Here is a 16,586-nt window from a genome sequence, read left to right as displayed (position 1 = left end):
GCCGCCCGCGCTCGCGGCGGCCACCTCTCCGCTCACCACCCTCCGGAGCCGTCATGAACGTGATCGACCCTCGCCTCGCGCCGGCGCTGGAGAAGGCCCGCGACCTCGGCCTGCTCGCGCAGCGCATCGGCGCCGGCCTCCTGATCTGGACCTTTCACATGCGCCCGAAACTGCTGCGATTCGACGAGGAGCTGCGCGAATTCCCCGACCCGCTCGGGATCGGCGCACCCGCCAGCCTCGCCCTCGCGCTCCTCTCCGAGGGCCTGTGCAGCGTGCTCGTCGCGCTCGGCCTCCTGACGCGGCTCGCAGCCCTGCCGGTGGTCTTTACCATGCTCATGGTCTTGACAATGGCCGCCCGCGGCTTCGAGGGCGCCGACGTCGAGTCCGCCCTGCTCTACGCGCTCCCCTACGCGACGCTGGTCGCCACGGGACCGGGCCGCTATTCGTGCGACCACCGCCTGCTCGAGCGCTATCGGCGGCTCTACGCGCGGTTCGTCCCGCCGCGCGTCTGAGCCGTCGCCTGCTCGCGCCCCTTGATCGCCGCGCGCGTCCTGCCCCCGGCCGATTGCGGCCCATCGCCCCGCGCAGTGACCGCCCGCCCCACCGGTCGGCCTTCCGGCGGGCCCAGCGACCCGTGGTAAGAAATCCGGGCCGACACAGCGGACATCACGACCGTGCGGCGCGGCGACCGAGCGCGTCCCGCCTCCATGCAAAGCATTGCCACCATGCCCCGCAGCTACCTCCGCCCGGCACTCTCGGGCACGAACGGCCACCACCGCGTCACCAACATCGAGCTGTTCTTCGACCTGGTGTTCGTCTTCGCGGTGACACAGCTGTCGCATCTGCTGATCGCCAACTTCACGCTCGTGGGTGGCGCCCAGGCGCTGCTGCTGATGCTGGCCGTATGGTGGGTGTGGATCTTCACCTCGTGGGTCACCAACTGGCTGGATCCGGAGAAACTCGCCATCCGCCTGCTGCTGCTGGTGCTGATGACCGCGGGGCTGCTGCTGTCGGCGTCGCTGCCGCAGGCGTTCGGCTCGCGTGGTCTGGCGTTTGCGCTCGCCTATGTCTTCATGCAATTCGGGCGCACGCTGTTCTTCCTGTGGGCGGTGCGCGGCGAATCGCGGGTCATGCGGCGCAACTTCCAGCGCATTGCCGCGTGGCTGGGCGCCTCCGCCCTGCCGTGGCTGGCGGGCGGCCTGGCGGACGGATCGACGCGCTGGGTCTGCTGGATGCTCGCGCTGGGCATCGAGTGGATCGGCCCGACGGTGGGCTTCTACACGCCGGGCCTGGGCCGTTCCACCGTGGGCGACTGGAACGTCGAAGGCGGCCACATGGCCGAGCGCTGCTCGCTCTTCATCATCATCGCGCTGGGCGAGTCGGTGCTCGTCACCGGGTCGACCTTCGCGGGGCTGGATTGGGACGCCGCCAACATCGCGGCGATGGCGGTGTCGTTCATCGGCAGCCTGGCGATGTGGTGGCTGTACTTCGACACCATCGCCGAACGCGGCGCGCAGACCATCTCGCATGCCACCGACCCGGGCCGGCTGGCGCGGCTCGCCTACACGTACATCCATGTGCTGCTGGTGGCCGGCATCATCGTCGGCGCGGTGGCGGACGAGTTCGTGCTGGCGCATCCGGTCGGGCACCCGCATCCGGGCGCGGCGCTGGCGGTACTGGGCAGCGCGGGGCTGTATCTGCTGGGCAACCTGCTGTTCAAGTGCGCCGTCCTCGGACGCGCACGCACGGCGCATGGGCTGGGGCTGGTGGTGCTGGGACTTATCGGACTGGCCGCGGGCGCGCTGCCGGCCCTGGCAGTATCTGCACTGGCGACGCTGGTGCTGTGCGGTACGGCGGCCTGGGAGTGGTACACGCGGTCGTGCGAGACGCCCGAAGCCGCCACGCACCGGCGGCACGTCTAGGCGAGACCCGCCAGGCTGCCGGCCCACGCGCCTCGGCCTCCTTCCGCACCCTGTCGGCGTTCTCGACGTCGAGCCCCTTGTAGTAGACCGCCGCGAGCTCGGCGTAGTCGCGCCCGGTCGCGTGCTCGCCCTCGCGCGCGACCGCCAGTGCGCGCAGGTCGATCGCCTCGGGCCAGCGCTCGAGCTCGAGCTCCGTCTGGCTCGCGCGCAGCAGCGTCTCGATCACCGTTGGGTGGCCCGGGGTGCTCGCGCAGCAGCCGGGCCGTCGTGTGGCGCTGCAGGTCCGCTACGTCTCCGTGATTCTTCAGCGCGAGGTCGACGGAACCATGACGATGGTCCGTCCAAGCTTCAGCTACGTACAGGTTGATGCCAAAGGACGACTCGACGCCGAGAGCATCCATGACTCCATGCCTGACCTCGGCGAGATGATGGACCACGACGCGTTCGTGCGCGCCTCCCTCTCCACGGTGCGGCGTGAGGGCCATCGAGCGCGGCTCGTCGCTACCGCGCCTCCGACGACCTTGGGGCGCGGAGGTGGAGCGGACACGGGTCGACGACGCGCGGGTCGGTGGCCGTGTGGTGGCCAAACCCGGAGGCTCCTGGTTCACTCCGGACCCACGCGTGACACCCGCGACCCCTCTCGAAACACCCGTTTAATGGAGAATCCGCGGCTTTCGGCGAGCGGGGTGTTTCTGAGGGCGCGAGTGTCGATTTCGTCGCGAATTTGGCTCTTTTCGAGACGTCCCACCGTAATCGGGCCCGTAGGGGGGCCTAGCACTGCCTGTGCATGATTTCACCAACGTCTCGCGCAGCGCTGCACTGCAACCGCGTTTAGGACGGTCTCGAGCGGCCCCAAGTGGAACCGTTCCCGATGCGGGCAACGCGCTCCCGCGACGGCGGCCGCTGCTCGCCACGGCCGCAGGTGTCCTGCAACCGGCACACAGGACCCCCACCGCGACTCACTCTGTACGTCGGCTGCCGGTCTCCGCGCCAGTCCACCGAGGAGCCGCCGGGGAAGGCTCCTGGCACAGGGTTGTCAGTCGCGGGGCATTCCTACGGCGGCGTGGTGATCACCGAGGCCAGCAACGATCCGAAAGTGGCCGGGCTCGTGTACATCGCGGCGTTCGCCCCCGACCAGGGCGAATCGGTCTCGTCGCTCATCAAGCTCCGCCCGGCGCGCCAGTTCCGTCGATCCTGCCGCCCCAGGACGGCTTGTTGTTCCTCGACCGCGCCAAGGCCCACGCCGCCTTCGCGGCCGACCTCGACGCCGACCGGGCCGCGTTCATGGCGGACTCACAGGTCCCCTGGGGCGTGGCGGCGCTGACCGGGACGATCAGCGCGCCGGCCTGGAAGACCAGGCCGAGCTGGTACTGTATTGGCTCAGCGTGAACGGGACAGAGGGTGGGTTGACGAACGGAGACGCTGAGGGTGAAGTGGAGGGTCGAGAGAAGTTACGCGGCGGTGCCGAGGTGGTCCAATTCTCGGCGCTTGCGTCGGAGCTCTCGGGCTGCCTCGAGCTTGCGATCGCGGCCGGCCCAGATCTCGGTCTCGCGTCCGAGGAGTTTGTCGCGCGGGCTGACGTAGCCGATCGCGCTGTGAAGGCGGTGGTTGTTGTAGTGGTCGATGCGGGTGGCGATGGTGGCGTGGGCGCCGTCGGGCGTGACGGCGTGGATGGTGTTCTTGTCGAGGGTCCGGTGATACCGCTCGATCTTGCCGTTGGCCTGCGGGTAGTTCACCGAGGTCCGGACGTGGGTCAGGCCGGCGAGGTCGATGAAGCGGCGGAAGTCGCCGGCGATGAACTGCGAGCCGTTATCGGAGATGACCCGCGGGTGAGCGCCAGGGTGGGCCTCGAGGGCACGCTGGAGGATGAGCTCGACGTCGGCCTCGGTCATGCGATCGAGGAACTCCCAGTGCACGACGTATCGGCTGTAGCCGTCGAGGACGGAGCACAGGTAGTAGTAGACGCGGGCGATGGTGATGACGGCGATGTCGATGTGCCAGTGCACGTGCGGGCCGAGGGGCTGGACGAAGCCGGTGCCCTTCTTGCTCGGCTTCGGTCGATGACGATCGAGGCGACCGGCCGCCCGCAGGACGCGGTAGGCGGTCGCAGGGCTGACGGCGACGACGTCGTCGTCGAGCATCATGAAGGTCAGCCGGCGGTAGCCCTCGAGCGGGTGCGCATCGAAGTAGTCGACAATCGCCTGGCGCTCCCACGGCTCGATCCAGTGGTCGCGCGGGGTCTTGCCGTTGTGCTCGTTGAGCTTGCCGTATCGCCGGCGCCACTCGTAGAACTTGGCGCGGGCGATGCCCAGCCACCCCACAAACTTCACGAGCGGCACCTCTGTCTTTTCGGACAGCCGATGCACGAAGTCGACGACCTGGTCGCGCTCGTCGTGGGGAACCCAGCGGTCCGTCAGGGCTCCCCAACAGATTTTTTTGTGCGGACGAGCTCCTCGGTCACCTCGGCGATCACCTCGTCCTTGCGGGCCAGACGGGCCCTTAGCCGCTCGTTCTCCGCGAGCAGCTCCTGCTCCCGGCTAGTCTCGACGCGCTTGCGAGATTCCCCGAACGCCGCGGCGCCGTGCTCGAACAGGTGGCGCTGCCAGCCGTAGAAGACGCTCGGCTGCAGCTCGGCGCCCTCGCAGACCTCCGACACCGGCACCTTCTCGAGGTGGTGTCGACGCAGCAGGTTGATTTTCTGGTCAGGGGTGTGGTGACGACGTGTCTTCTTGCTCATGGGCAATCCTTGCCCCGGCTCCTTCTACCAGGCCGGGGCGTGTCCCATTCCAGCTGAGCCAAAACACCAATACAGCTGCAGCAGGCAGGGCCGGCCGGGCCCTGTATGCCTGCACACGTTCCTGCTACGCCTCGAACATGCAGCTCCCGCTCGCCCAGCTCCTCTGAGCCTACATCCGCGCTTTCTCGGCCCGACCCGACGTATCGATCATCGACGCCGCGTTCGCTCCCCCGCTCACCGCCGAGGAGCGGGCCGGTCTCCCGCTGCCTCCGGAGCTCGACGTCTTCGCGGAGACCCTCGGGGGCGTCGAGTTCACGTGGATGTTCGAGCAGGACAAGTACAACCCCGACCAGAGCAAGGGAGAAAACGGCGGCCACCTGGCGATGTTGTCGCCGGTCACGATCCGCGTGAATGCGCCGACAAAATTCGTGGGGGAGATGCGCGAGCGCGTAGGCGGCCCTCCAGCGTGCCGAAGTGCTCGGGGGGGTCAAGGGTGCGCTCCCTTCGGTCGCCGGCCTACGGCCGCCCTTGACCCCTCCTGCGCGCTCCGGCAAGTGGCCCCTAAGGCCTCTCCTCGAATACAGGTGTTCCGTGCACTGAACACCTGTAACCATGATGCGTCACTCAACGGTAGCAGTCGGGGCTCGTCGCCCCGAATTCGGCCCTCTACGATCCTTTAGGTCCGTCGACGCGCCTCTCGTCGGCGAATTCACGCGGATTCTGGCCGGCGCTAACATGGCGATCCCGTCGATCCGGAATTTTGCATGGCACCCGCGGCCGAGCGGCGTGCCGCGGCAACTTCGCCGCGCGCGCTGTTCTCGACTCCATGACCCCGAGGGCATCGGCTGATGGATCCACCGTGCCAACGAGTCACCGAAGCAGGCCCGGACGGCCTTCGAGGACGCCTATCTCACCATGGGGGCCCGCTACGCCTTCGTGTGGTACTGGCAAGCCGGGACCGGGACTGGCCGGGGCTATTACGACCGCCTGCGCGGCGCGAGCGTCCCGTTGAACACGTCCACGGCCAAGATCGAGGCCCGCTTGGTCGATGTCGGACTGCTGCCGGAGGAGGTGGCGGGCCTCTACAAGTGGCTCGGCGCCAGCGTGGTGGTGCTGCTGCACCGCGACGGCAGCCGCACGACGCCGAATACCACGTCGTCCTCCGAGAAGCCCCCGGCCAACACCACCAAGAATTCGGCTGTAACGAACGCCACCACCGCGAAGGCGAGCGGCGAGAAGACAGCCAAGAAACCCGCCGCCGCGAACCCGGCGGCGGGTTTCTTGGCTGTCTTCTCGCCGCTCGCCCGCCGAGGTCACGGTGACGGTCGGGCCGTAGGACTCGGGCTCGTCCGTGACGCGGACGTCGAAGGTGCGGTCGGGGAACTGGTCAGCGAGTTCCCGCGCAGAACCGCACTGTCAGGCGAGCGGATGCGAACGGGTGTTACCGAACGCGGAATTCCAGTCCGCGTGGCTCACGGTCCGCAGGCTGGCCGGGCTCAAGGACGTACGGCTGCACGACCTTCGGCACTCGTTCGCCAGCGACGCGATCATGGACGGCACGCCGCTCGAGGTCGTCGGCAAGATGCTCGGCCACAAGAACTACCGCACGACCCAGCGCTACGCGCACATCGCCGACAAGGCGCTGCGCGAGGCGGTGAACCGGACGAGCAAGACGATCGCCCGCGCGGCGCGGGGCAAGGCGAAGGCGCCGCGACGGCGCGGCGCTTGACCGCTCGAGAGGCGCCGTGGGACTACTCCGGGAACAACCCCGGGATCCACGATGCGCGAAAACTCAACGTCTTCAACTTCATCCGCCCGTGGCCGCTGGACCGACGAGGTGCTCGAGCCCTTTCGCGGCATGGGCGAGCCTGGGGCAGATGCAGTCATTCACAAGATTTTCGCCGACAACGAGGTCGAGACCGTCAACCAGATACTAAAAAGCATCCAGTCGAACACGCAGATCGTCCCGGCGGAGATGCCCGATGCGGTCGAGGACTACCTGAACCAGACGGACGACTGGCCCGCGTGGGCCGACCCGGACAAGGTCCGCCTCGGCGAGCGGCTGTTCCAGCGCTACGGCATGCAGATGACCCTCGCCTACTTCACCTGGTCCTTGCCGTGCTGCTACGCGTGGGCGAAGGCGGCCAAGGTGTTGACCTGGACCGGCGGCATCGACAAGAACGTGCACCGCAGGATCATCGAGACGGCGCAGTTCGTCCTCGATGTCATGGCGGAGGGCGGCCTCGAGCCGAAGGGGTTCGGGGTGCGCACGGCGCAGAAGATCCGGCTGCTGCACGCGACCATCCGCTACCACGTCGGGCGCGACCCGAAGTGGCGGGCGTCCGAGTGGGGCACGCCGGCCAACCAGGAGGACCACGTTGCGACGCTGTTGACGCTGGCCCTGGTCCCGCGCGTGCTGACCAAGCTGGGGATGGACTTCTCCCGCGATGAGGAGGACGCGTACTTCCACTGCTGGAGGGTCATCGGTCACTACCTGGGGATCCATGAGGCCCTGCTGCCCCGCGACTTGGAGGACGCCGAGCAGCTCTGGGAGGCCATCCAGCAGCGTCAAGTGCGGCCTTCGGAGGACGGGGTCGCGCTGACAACGGCGCTGGTCGAGTACCTGAAGCTGCGCATCCCGGGCACGATGATGGACGGCATCGCGGTGGCGACGATCCGCGAGCTGTGCAGCCCGGCCGTGACGGAAGCGATCGGGCTCGAGCGGACGGACTGGACCCAGCACCTGATGAAGCCGCTGCGGTGGATGTTCTACCTGTCCGACGAGACACAGGACCGAGCAGGCTTCGTGGCGAAGATCTCCGCCTCGCTGTCGCGCAAGCTCCTGGAGGGGCTGCACACCTCCGAGACAGGTGGCGGGCGGGTCACGTTCCGCATTCCGCGCTCGCTGCAAGAGTCGTGGAACCTCGGCGGGAGCTGAGCGCCGACCGGCCGCGCACTCGCGCCGTCCAGTCGAGGCTGTCGCACAGACGCAGATGGCCGCCGCTACTTAACGCGGAACACGCCTGACTTGCCCGAGCGCTTCGCCTGCATCGCGAAGGTCGGCACGGACGGCGGCGACCTGCTCGGTGAGGCGCTGGTCCACGCGGTGAGCCCGGAGCTGAACGGCGCCGGCGGCTGCAACGAGGGCTTCCTCCGCGACGACGCGCTCCTCGTCGTCACGCTCGTCACGTGGACTGCCGAGACCGACTCGGACGGGACCCCGGCCGAGGAACCCCGCCCCGTAGTCCGGCTCATCCGCGAGAATCGAGTGTGCGTAGGGGACCAACTTCACAAGCTGACAGATCCGATCATACGGCTGGCACTTCTCTCCGTCCTGCACGCCGGCGATGCTGAACACGACCACGGATGCGTCGTCACCGTGCGAGCGCGGGCTTCGAGCTGGCGCGAGTCGAGCGACGTCGCTAGCACGAGTCGAGCGAGCACCGAGCACCGAGCGAGCACCGCGAGCACCACAAGTCGAGCGAGCGCGCGAGTCGAGCGAGCCGCGAGTTGAGCCCGGACTCGTCGTCACCGACATCGAGGTTGTGAGCACCGGCGGCGGGATGTCCTCGGGGACAGATTGGCTCAGCGGGGCGGACGCCTCCGACGGCGCCGAGCCGTCAGCGGTACCACGCCGATCGTACATGGCCCATGGCGCAGGTCGCCGTCCCTGGCTGGGGCGAACCGTGGTACGACGGCCCGCCGGCCTCCGGCCTCGAGGCTTGCTCGGGCAGGGCTCAGGGCTGGCTCAGGGCCGCGGATGCGCGGCGGCGCGATCTCCCGATTGTCTCGAAAATTCGTCTCGATTTTGTTGCGATCTTGGATGTTTTCGGGACACCCCTTCGAATTCGGGCCCGTAGGGGGGTCTAGCGCCGCTTGTGCATGATTTCACCAAAAGTCTCTCGCAACGCGGTGCTACAGCCACTTGTAGGCGGCCCTACGTGGCCGGCGTGCGGAACCGTTCCAGATGCGGCCTACGCGCAGCCACCTGGGCGGGCCTTCAGCGGGCTCGCAAATACCATGCGGTCGCCGGTGCCGGCGATTGCGTCGCAGCGCGCGCGCGGAGTCGTCGGAGAACTACGCGGGCGGCGTGGTAGTCTCCGCGCACAACGAGCCTGCCTGGCAGCGGGACGACGCGTCGTCGTTCGAGCGGCACCCGACGGTGCCGCGCGCGAATACTCCGAGCAGGCCCGATAGCGATGGACCAGTCCGATTCGGTGTACGTACACCCTGCGTATCAACGTCTGAGACGCGCGCTCTCCCACTCGGCGCGGCACGACTTCTACCTCCTCGAAACGTCACCCCCCGCCGCCGCGCGCGCGGCGATCGAGACGCTGCGCGACGATCTCACGCTGCTCCGCGGGAAACCGGTTTCTCTCGATTGCGTCGAGTGGCCGCCGCACGACGGGACGAGCGCCGAGGAGGCGGTCGAGCGGCTGATGCGAAAGCGCGCGGCGGACGAGGGCACCGAGCTGCTGGTGCTCGACACGTCGCAGGCGCGCGCGGAGGACCGCGAGGCGCTCGCGGCGCTGTTCTCGCGGCTCGAAAGGGTGCACGACGAGCTGCTGCGCGACGTGCGAGGCGAGCTCGTGCTGCTCGCCGCGGCGGGCACGGACCGGCTGTTCGCCCAGATGGCGCCGGAACTCTGGTCCGTCTGCCGTGGCGTGTTCGCGATCACCCTCGAGACGCCCACCGAGGGAAACGACGACGCGGCCATCGAAGCGTACGGGACGCTCCTGCCCGAAGAGCAGTGCGTGGTGGACGAGGTGCTCGAGGCCACGCGCGAGCTCGCGCGCGATCGACGCCACGGATCCCAATGGCAACTGGTCGAGCTGCGAAGGCGCGCGCTGACCGACGTGCTCAGTGCGGTCCAGGAACGGGCCGGATCCGCAGCCGGGGCCGCGGTGTGCGTCGCGGCGCTGGAGGCCGTCGAGCTGATGGTGGCGATCGAGCCGAGGCTTTGCCAGGGCATGGGCCTCTGCGCGGCCTGGCGGCTCACGCTTGGGCAGATCGCCCTGGCGCAGGGCGACCGGCGGGGAGCGGAATCGCAGGTGGTCAAGGCCGTTCGCGAGCTGCGCGTCGACGCGATAGCGAAGCCTGCGAGCTGGCAGGTCTCGGTCGAACTGAGTCGCGCCCTCGTCGCCTTCGGGGACTGTTACGTGTTGCGCGGAGACTTCGACGAGGCGCTCGCATTGTACGAAGAGTCGATCGCGCTGTGTCGAGTCGTCGTACAGGCGGACGACTCGTCCCGACGCGAGTGGAGCCGAGACCTCGCCGCGACGATCGATCGAGTGGGCGATTTGCGGCGCAAACGCGACGATCTCGAGGGGGCACGGGCGGCCTACGAAGAGGCGCTCGCGCTGTACCGAGCCCTGTACGCGACCGATCCTCGCGGATGGAGCCGCGACGTCGCCATCTCGCTCGACAAGCTGGGCGCGCTGCAGTTCGAACGCGACGACCTCGACGGAGCAGGCACTCTCTACGAAGAGTCGGTTGCGCTGGGTCGAGCCCTGCTCGCCCACGACCCCGCCCGTCTCGCGTCGCGCCGGGGGCTCGCCTTCTCGCTCGAGAACCTCGGCGATGTTCGACGCGAACAAGACGACGGGGAGGGCGCCCTGGCGCTCTACGAAGAGGCGCTCGGGCTGCGCCAGATGGTGCTAGCGAGCGATCCCGACCTCGCCGCGAAGATCGATCGAGTGGGCGATTTGCGGCGCAAACGCGACGATCTCGAGGGGGCACGGGCGGCCTACGAAGAGGCGCTCGTGCTGTACCGAGCCCTGTACGCGACCGATCCTCGCGGATGGAGCCGCGACGTTGCCATCTCGCTCGACAAGCTGGGTGCGCTGCAGTTCGAACGCGACGACCTCGACGGAGCAGGCACTCTCTACGAAGAGTCGGTCGCGCTGGGTCGAGCTCTGCTCGCCCACGACCCCGCCCGTCTCACGTCGCGCCGGGGGCTCGCCTTCTCGCTCGAGAACCTCGGCGATGTTCGACGCGAACAAGACGACGGGGAGGGCGCCCTGGCGCTCTACGAAGAGGCGCTCGGGCTGCGCCAGATGGTGCTCGCAAGCGATCCCACCTGTCTCGCGTGGCGCCGCTCCCTCGTCGTCACGCTCGAGTGCGTAGGCGACGTACGGCTCGAACGAGGAGACCTCGACGGGGCGCTCTCCGCGTACGAAGGGGCCCTCGCGGCGCGCCGCGTCGTGTTGGCGCGCGATCCCGCGGACTACCGGTGGCGGCACACCCTCGCCCTCGCGCTCAACCGAACGGCCGAAGTGCAATTCGAACGCGGCGAGCTCGAGGCGGCGCGCTCGTTGTACGAAGAGTCGCGGTCCATCCTCGACGAGTTGGTGCGGTCGTTCCCGCAGAAGCTCAGGGCGCAAGGGAACCTTGCCGTCACCCTCACCGAGCTCGCGCGGCTCCGCCGGGCGCAGGGCGACCGCACGCTGGCCCTCGACGCGGCGAACCGGGCGCGATCGATCCTCGGGGCCCTGCTCGCCAGTCCTCCCTCGCCTCTGCCGGAGTGGGAGGACTGCGCGCGACAGGTGAACGCACTCATCACCGAGCTCACTGCCTAGCCGATCGAGTCGTGCGACGCGCGGCCGCGTGCGCCGCGACCCCGCGCGTCACGCGGTCAGCACGGCGAGGGCCTCTCGATCGGCGACACGCTGACGGACGCGCGCTTCGTAGCGGGACGTCGCGCTCGACGTCGTCGCTGCGGCGAGCGGTGTTGCGCTCGTCTATCACCAGCACGAAGCGGTGCAGGCCCTCGCGGCGGGCGTGGACGCACCGTATTGACGCGGCGTATCCCGAGGGAGGTGACGCTCCATTCACGAACCGCGACACCGCGTCCGTCGACGGAGACGGAGCGGTGGCCAGGTCACGCGCTTGCGGGGCCGGCGCCACGAATACGTCAGTGGTCAGCGTGCCGGTCGACGCGGCGAGCGCGCCCGCGGCCCCGGAGCGCGAGGTCGAGGCGTTGCTGGTCGATGGTCATCGCAATGCGGCGAGCGGCTGGCAGCGCTGCCTGCGACGAGGGGCTGAAACCTTACAGTACCCCCAGGGCGTTCTCGGCCCGCGACGGCTATCGCCTGCGCCGTCGCATCTCGGTGAGGAGCCAGACGCTGAAGCTCGGGTACTCGGCGTACGGATCCTCGTCTTCGTCGATGTTGTAGTACTTGATGGGTCGCGCGCTCTCTTGCTCCCTCGGATCCAGAAACACGAAGTGATCGTCGTACCACCAGGCGATCACGATGCCGGGACGATAGCCATCGAGATGGAGGCCGGCGCCCGACAGGTGGAACATGCCATTGCGGCTGATCCAGCCGTGCTGCATCGACCTCTCCAGGTAACGGCGGTAGTCGAGTGGCAAGCTCGTGCGCTCGGGCGCGAACTTTTCGCGAACGGCCACCTCGATCGCTTCGATGCTCGTCGGCGCCGACGACGGTTCGTCCGCGACCAACTCGTCCTGCACCTCCTCCCAGACCGCATCGAAGGTAGCAGCGATGGATTCGGGGCTCCCATCCGTGCCGAGATCGATCGGCCATTGCTCCGGTCGCTTCCCCGCACTGTGAATCGCGCCGAGCAGCTCGGCGGCTCGACCTCCGATCTCGAAGTCTTCGCTGAGCAGGTGACTGCACACGGCATCCTCGAGCGCGGGGTGGGGGGCGCGCTCGGCCTCGTCCAGCGCCGCGAGCACCGTGGCCCGGTCTGGCGATCGCAGGCGGCGATCGAGGTCGCTACCGCACTTGAACGTCTTGAACGACACGTCGTCATCGTCGCCGATACGGTCCGCGTCCGCTAGAACGAGCGTGCAAGGTGCTCCTCGGTGACCGCGAGCCCGGCCGGGGCGTCACGCTGACTGGCGCGCTCATCCCGGCCCTCGATGCGCGGCCGCGCATGACGTGCAGGGTCGCGCCGAGCGGCCGGCGCGGCGCTCCATCAGCGCCCCGCGCTCGTCCAAGTTCTCGTCGTCGTCCTCTGCGGCGCTTGGTAGTAGCTCCTCGAGGCAGAGCCCGTCACGACGCTGGCTTGCCGCAGACTCCCGCCACGTCTTCCGCGCATTTCGCCGACTCGCGCCCGGTGCGAGGACGTCCGAGGCGGCAACCTCGGCGCGGCGAGGACGTGCCGGACTTCGGCCACCCGCTGTCACGCCATCTTCTTGCCAGTCTTCCCGGCGGCGGGCTTCTTGGCTGTCTTCTCGCCGGTCGCCTTCGCGGCGGCCGCGGGTTTCTTGGCTGTCTTCTCGCCGGTCGCCTTCGCGGCGGCGGGTTTCTTGGCTGTCTTCTCGCCGGTCGCCTTCGCAGCGGCGTTCGTTACAGCCGAATTCTTGGTGGTGTTGGCCGGGGGCTTCTCGGAGGACGACGTGGTATTCGGCGTCGTTCGGCTGCCGTCGCGGTGCAGCAGCAGCACCACGCTGGCGCCGAGCCACTTGTAGAGGCCCGCCGCCTCCTCCGGCAGCAGTCCGACGTCGACCAGGCGGGCCTCGATCTTGGCCGTGGACGTGTTCAACGGGACGCTCGCGCCGCGCAGGCGGTCGTAATAGCCCCGGCCAGTCCCGGTCCCGGCTTGCCAGTACCAGACGAAGGCGTAACGGGCCCCCATGGTGAGATAGGCCTTGAGCGAGTCCATGGGCTTCAGCGTGCAGTCGTTGGCGTTCTCGAAGGCCGTCCGGGCCTCCTTCGGTGACTCGTTGGCACGGTGGATCCACCAGCCGATGCCTTCGGGGGTCATGGAGTCGAGAACAGCGCGCGCGGCGAAGTTGCCGCGCACGCCGCTCGGCCGCAGGTGCCATGCGAAATTCCGGATCGACGGGATCGCCAGGCGGCCGCCGTTTTCTCCCTTGCTCTGGTCGGGGTTGTGCTTGTCCTGCTCGAACATCCACGTGAACTCGACGCCCCCGAGGGTCTCCGCGAAGACGTCGAGCTCCGGAGGCAGCGGGAGACCGGCCCGCTCCTCGGCGGTGAGCGGGGGAGCGAACGCGGCGTCGATGATCGATACGTCGGGTCGGGCCGAGAAAGCGCGGATGTAGGCTCGGAGGAGCTGTGCGAGGGGGAGCTGCATGTTCGAGGCGTAGCAGGAACGTGGGCAGGCATACAGGGCCCGGGCCGGCCCTGCCTGTTGCAGCTGTACTTCCTCGGCTGAGCTGCAACGGACTTGAGGCTCGCGGGGGTTGGGCGAGGCCGCGGTCGTCAGCTCGCGCTCGGGGCCGTGGTCTCCATGCCGCAGGCGAGAGCCATGTACAGGTACCCCCGATGTCGTGGATGGCAACGTGTATTCGCAGGTGTCCACCTGCGAGGCGCACGCCTCCCCGAGTTTGTCCACAATCGAGCTGCAGTCGCGGGCAGGCACGTGCGCTTGACAGGGCCTGGTGCCGCAGACACAGCGGGCTCATGATTCTCGTCGTTTGGGCCTTGGGGAGGTGTCAACCATCTTCGCCGCGGCTTCAGTGCGACCTGCGTGCGGGGGGACGCAGGATCAAGTCGAGGACGGGCAACGCGCCGCCGAACTGTTGCAGGCGACCTCCCTCGGACAACCTGCCGAGATCGATCGCCGCGAAGCCGAGGCGCTCGATCAACGTGGCGACCTCGGCGTTGGCACCGGTGTCGTTGCCGGACAGGAACACCACGCGCCTTCCGCCGTCACTCGCGGGATCGGCGGCGAGCACCGCGGCCGGAATGGTGTTGAAGGCCTTCACCACCCGGGCCCCCGGCACCGCTTCGGCGACGATCTCCGTCGACGGGCGACCTCCGAGATCGGTGGGCGTGAAGGCAGGGAAGTCGATCGCGTTGGTGGCATCGACGACGATCCGGCCGTCCCACGCGGGCGCCTCGCGCACGGAGTCGCTCACCGACGTGAACGGTACGGCGAGGAAGACGACGTCCGAACGGAGCGCATCGGCGACGGAGGTGGCCGTGACGTTCGCGCCGAGCTCGCGGACGACGTCGGCGAGCGAGTCGGGACCGCGACGATTGGCGAGGAGGACGTCGATCTTCTTGCGAGCGAACTGGATTGCGAGCGCGTGGCCGATCGCGCCCGAACCGATGATGGCGATGGTCATGATGGTGGTCTCTTTGTGGCTGTTGGATGGCTGGCTCGCACAGCGAGCCGCAGGGGCTTTCGCGTCACACGCCGGCGCCGGGGCGTCCCTCCAGGAGCTGGAGCTCCCAGGCGAGGTTGGTGGCGGTGGCGCCACCATGCTCGAGGATGACTTCGGAGAGCTTGCCGGCCGTCGGTCGGGCCCAGTCGCGCTGGAGCTCCGCGCCGAACACGTTCGCGGTGAGCGGCACAGCGCCGGCCTGGATCATCCGCGCAATCCCCATCTCGTGGGCCTCGACGCTGGTCCCCCCGGACGCGTCCGTCACGAAGTAGACGTCGTAACCATCGCCGAGCGCGTGGAGGACGGGGAACGCGAGGCAGATCTCGGTCCACAGGGCGGCGATGACGAGCTTCCTGCGACCGGTGCGCTCGACCCACTGGACGCACTGTTCGTCCTCCCACGTGTTGATCTGCGTGCGATCGATCGGCGTCTGCTCGGGGAACACGTCCTGTAGCGGCTTGATCAGGCGGCCGCCTCGATCGGCGACGACGGTGGTGAGCAGCGTCGGCACGCCGAAAGCCTTGGCCGTCTTGGCGAGAGAGACGACGTTGTTGATCATCAGGGCGGCGTCGATGTTCTTCACGCCGCTCACCTGGAACGGCTGGTGGTCGATGAGCAGGAGAACGCAATTGTCCGGCGTCAGCAGGGACGGGAGGCCGATCTTCACAGGCTGGGAGGTTTTCATGTGAGTTCCTTCGAGGCCGTCGAGGGTGGCGGGACGCGGCCCGGGGCTCTTGTAAAATCTTGCGCATTTTGTCAGCGCGCGCGTGCGGCGAACGCGGCGGGGGTCACCCCGAACGCCTTGCGGAAGACGGTCGTGAAGTGCGCCTGGTCGTAGAAACCCGTCGCCAGGGCGATGTCCCCCAGCTTCGGGTCCCGGCCGCGGAGCAGGCGAGCGGCCCGCTCCAGCCGGAGCTGCAGGACGAACTGATGCGGGGCGAGGCCGGTCGTCGCCTTGAACAGGCGCGCGAAGTGGAACGGGGAATATCCCGCGACCTTCGCCATCGCTTTTAGGGTCAGATCACAGGCGAGCCGCTCGTGCGCGAGCTCCACCGCACCGCGCAGTTGCGCCGGGCCGAGCTTGCCCCGCGGCGCGAGCTGCTTGCGCCTGGCCTGCCCATGGACGCCGAGGAGGTGGAGCACGAACACGTGGCAGAGCATCTCCGCATGCAGCGGCTCGCTCGGCGACGACAGCTCGGCGACGAGCGAACGCACAGACGCTTCCGCAGATCGATCGGCGACGCAGTGCCGCTTGATGAACGTCGAAGCCGGTGACGGCGCCCGTTCGGACAGCAGGGCCTCGACCATGGTCGGGGGAATCGAGGCGGTAGCGAACGTCATCTCGTCGCGCCAAAACGGCGCGTTCGCGTCTCCCTCGGACTGAATGCACAGCGCTCCTGTGGCGAAAATCGCTTCGCGGCGGCGGTCATCCTCTTGCCAGCCGAACCGCACGGGCCCACCGAGGTTCACCATGAGCTGATGTCCGACGACCACGTGCTCCTGGTGCTCGTACGGCGGGATTCGATGGAGCTCGAACACGAGCGGCGAGCGCCAGGGAATCCGGGCGCTCGCGTGAAGGACCGCCGAGGCGGCAGCCGTGGCGTACTCACGCCTGGTCTTGCGATCGACGAGCCGGATGGCGCTCTCCGCACCGTCGTCCGCGCTGGCTCGTTCGTCGGACATGGACGGAAGTGACCCTATCACGACCATCTCGACGCACTGACGCCCCGTCGCCGAGCCCCCACGAACACGCGGTGAGGTTGGTTATTCTGTCTCGGCGGCCGAGTGGCCTCCGGCCTCGGGACTTTGTCCGGAGGTAGGGGGAGGG

General features: G+C 68.5%; 14 protein-coding genes and 1 pseudogene. 6 read left to right on the top strand and 9 right to left on the bottom strand.

What is annotated here, in order from left to right:
* Positions 1–53 precede the first annotated feature (53 nt).
* From OV090_RS11125 to OV090_RS50625, 3 genes and pseudogenes are all read left to right on the top strand, one after another.
* Entirely contained in the window at positions 54–512 is a 459-nt protein-coding gene (locus tag OV090_RS11125; protein WP_267703567.1) for a DoxX family protein, read from the top strand.
* Positions 513–725: 213 nt separating this feature from the next.
* Positions 726–1,922 (top strand): low temperature requirement protein A, encoded by a 1,197-nt coding sequence (locus OV090_RS11120; protein WP_267703566.1) that lies wholly within the window; start codon positions 726–728, stop codon positions 1,920–1,922.
* Positions 1,923–2,955: 1,033 nt separating this feature from the next.
* Positions 2,956–3,299, top strand: a pseudogene (locus tag OV090_RS50625) (alpha/beta fold hydrolase); the annotation flags it as partial.
* Positions 3,300–3,373: 74 nt separating this feature from the next.
* On the opposite strand, the gene OV090_RS11110 reads toward OV090_RS50625, so the two are convergent.
* The 3 genes from OV090_RS11110 to OV090_RS11100 form a co-directional block, all read right to left on the bottom strand.
* A complete protein-coding gene (locus OV090_RS11110) occupies positions 3,374–4,252 on the bottom strand; it encodes a DDE-type integrase/transposase/recombinase (protein ID WP_267701424.1) in 879 nt (292 codons plus the stop codon).
* Positions 4,253–4,335: 83 nt separating this feature from the next.
* Positions 4,336–4,659: a transposase gene (locus OV090_RS11105; RefSeq protein WP_267701425.1), complete on the bottom strand. Its 324-nt coding sequence runs from the start codon at positions 4,657–4,659 to the stop codon at positions 4,336–4,338.
* 1,082 nt (positions 4,660–5,741) lie between these two features.
* The gene (locus OV090_RS11100; RefSeq protein ID WP_267703564.1) at positions 5,742–5,906 is read right to left on the bottom strand and encodes a hypothetical protein; all 165 of its coding nucleotides are present in this window, start codon (positions 5,904–5,906) and stop codon (positions 5,742–5,744) included.
* A 191-nt stretch (positions 5,907–6,097) separates the two neighbouring features.
* Here OV090_RS11100 and OV090_RS11095 point away from each other — a divergent pair, with 191 nt between their 5' ends.
* Both OV090_RS11095 and OV090_RS11090 read left to right on the top strand, forming a co-directional pair.
* Positions 6,098–6,388: a tyrosine-type recombinase/integrase gene (locus OV090_RS11095; protein ID WP_267703563.1), complete on the top strand. Its 291-nt coding sequence runs from the start codon at positions 6,098–6,100 to the stop codon at positions 6,386–6,388.
* A 51-nt stretch (positions 6,389–6,439) separates the two neighbouring features.
* The gene (locus tag OV090_RS11090; protein WP_267703562.1) at positions 6,440–7,597 is read left to right on the top strand and encodes an oxygenase MpaB family protein; all 1,158 of its coding nucleotides are present in this window, start codon (positions 6,440–6,442) and stop codon (positions 7,595–7,597) included.
* Between the two features lie 69 nt (positions 7,598–7,666).
* Here the strand turns inward: OV090_RS11090 and OV090_RS11085 are convergent, their stop codons facing one another.
* Positions 7,667–8,023 (bottom strand): hypothetical protein, encoded by a 357-nt coding sequence (locus OV090_RS11085; RefSeq protein WP_267703561.1) that lies wholly within the window; start codon positions 8,021–8,023, stop codon positions 7,667–7,669.
* 835 nt (positions 8,024–8,858) lie between these two features.
* Here OV090_RS11085 and OV090_RS11080 point away from each other — a divergent pair.
* Positions 8,859–11,237 carry a tetratricopeptide repeat protein gene (locus OV090_RS11080; RefSeq protein WP_267703560.1) on the top strand — a complete coding sequence of 793 codons (2,379 nt, stop codon included), beginning with the start codon at positions 8,859–8,861 and terminating at the stop codon, positions 11,235–11,237.
* Positions 11,238–11,743: 506 nt separating this feature from the next.
* Here OV090_RS11080 and OV090_RS11075 read toward each other — a convergent pair.
* From OV090_RS11075 to OV090_RS11055, 5 genes are all read right to left on the bottom strand, one after another.
* Positions 11,744–12,427 (bottom strand): hypothetical protein, encoded by a 684-nt coding sequence (locus tag OV090_RS11075; RefSeq protein WP_267703559.1) that lies wholly within the window; start codon positions 12,425–12,427, stop codon positions 11,744–11,746.
* A 380-nt stretch (positions 12,428–12,807) separates the two neighbouring features.
* Positions 12,808–13,722 (bottom strand): hypothetical protein, encoded by a 915-nt coding sequence (locus OV090_RS11070; protein WP_267703558.1) that lies wholly within the window; start codon positions 13,720–13,722, stop codon positions 12,808–12,810.
* 382 nt (positions 13,723–14,104) lie between these two features.
* Complete coding sequence (locus tag OV090_RS11065) at positions 14,105–14,722, bottom strand: NADPH-dependent F420 reductase (RefSeq protein ID WP_346660388.1); 618 nt, start codon at positions 14,720–14,722, stop codon at positions 14,105–14,107.
* Between the two features lie 61 nt (positions 14,723–14,783).
* Positions 14,784–15,443 (bottom strand): hydrolase, encoded by a 660-nt coding sequence (locus tag OV090_RS11060; protein ID WP_267703556.1) that lies wholly within the window; start codon positions 15,441–15,443, stop codon positions 14,784–14,786.
* Between the two features lie 71 nt (positions 15,444–15,514).
* Positions 15,515–16,441 carry an AraC family transcriptional regulator gene (locus tag OV090_RS11055; protein ID WP_267703555.1) on the bottom strand — a complete coding sequence of 309 codons (927 nt, stop codon included), beginning with the start codon at positions 16,439–16,441 and terminating at the stop codon, positions 15,515–15,517.
* Positions 16,442–16,586 lie beyond the last annotated feature (145 nt).

This window comes from Nannocystis sp. RBIL2, from assembly GCF_026626745.1.
In the GTDB taxonomy this organism is placed as follows: domain Bacteria; phylum Myxococcota_A; class Polyangia; order Nannocystales; family Nannocystaceae; genus Nannocystis.
This window is presented reverse-complemented; position numbering and strand designations above follow the sequence as displayed.

Excerpts from the sequence above, each read along its gene's own strand:
- OV090_RS11125 (WP_267703567.1), top strand. The coding sequence starts at position 54 with ATGAACGTGATCGACCCTCGCCTCGCGCCGGCGCTGGAGAAGGCCCGC.
- OV090_RS11120 (WP_267703566.1), top strand. The coding sequence starts at position 726 with ATGCCCCGCAGCTACCTCCGCCCGGCACTCTCGGGCACGAACGGCCAC.
- OV090_RS11105 (WP_267701425.1), bottom strand. The coding sequence starts at position 4,659 with ATGAGCAAGAAGACACGTCGTCACCACACCCCTGACCAGAAAATCAAC.
- OV090_RS11090 (WP_267703562.1), top strand. The coding sequence starts at position 6,440 with ATGCGCGAAAACTCAACGTCTTCAACTTCATCCGCCCGTGGCCGCTGG.
- OV090_RS11080 (WP_267703560.1), top strand. The coding sequence starts at position 8,859 with ATGGACCAGTCCGATTCGGTGTACGTACACCCTGCGTATCAACGTCTG.
- OV090_RS11070 (WP_267703558.1), bottom strand. The coding sequence starts at position 13,722 with ATGCAGCTCCCCCTCGCACAGCTCCTCCGAGCCTACATCCGCGCTTTC.
- OV090_RS11060 (WP_267703556.1), bottom strand. The coding sequence starts at position 15,443 with ATGAAAACCTCCCAGCCTGTGAAGATCGGCCTCCCGTCCCTGCTGACG.
- OV090_RS11055 (WP_267703555.1), bottom strand. The coding sequence starts at position 16,441 with ATGTCCGACGAACGAGCCAGCGCGGACGACGGTGCGGAGAGCGCCATC.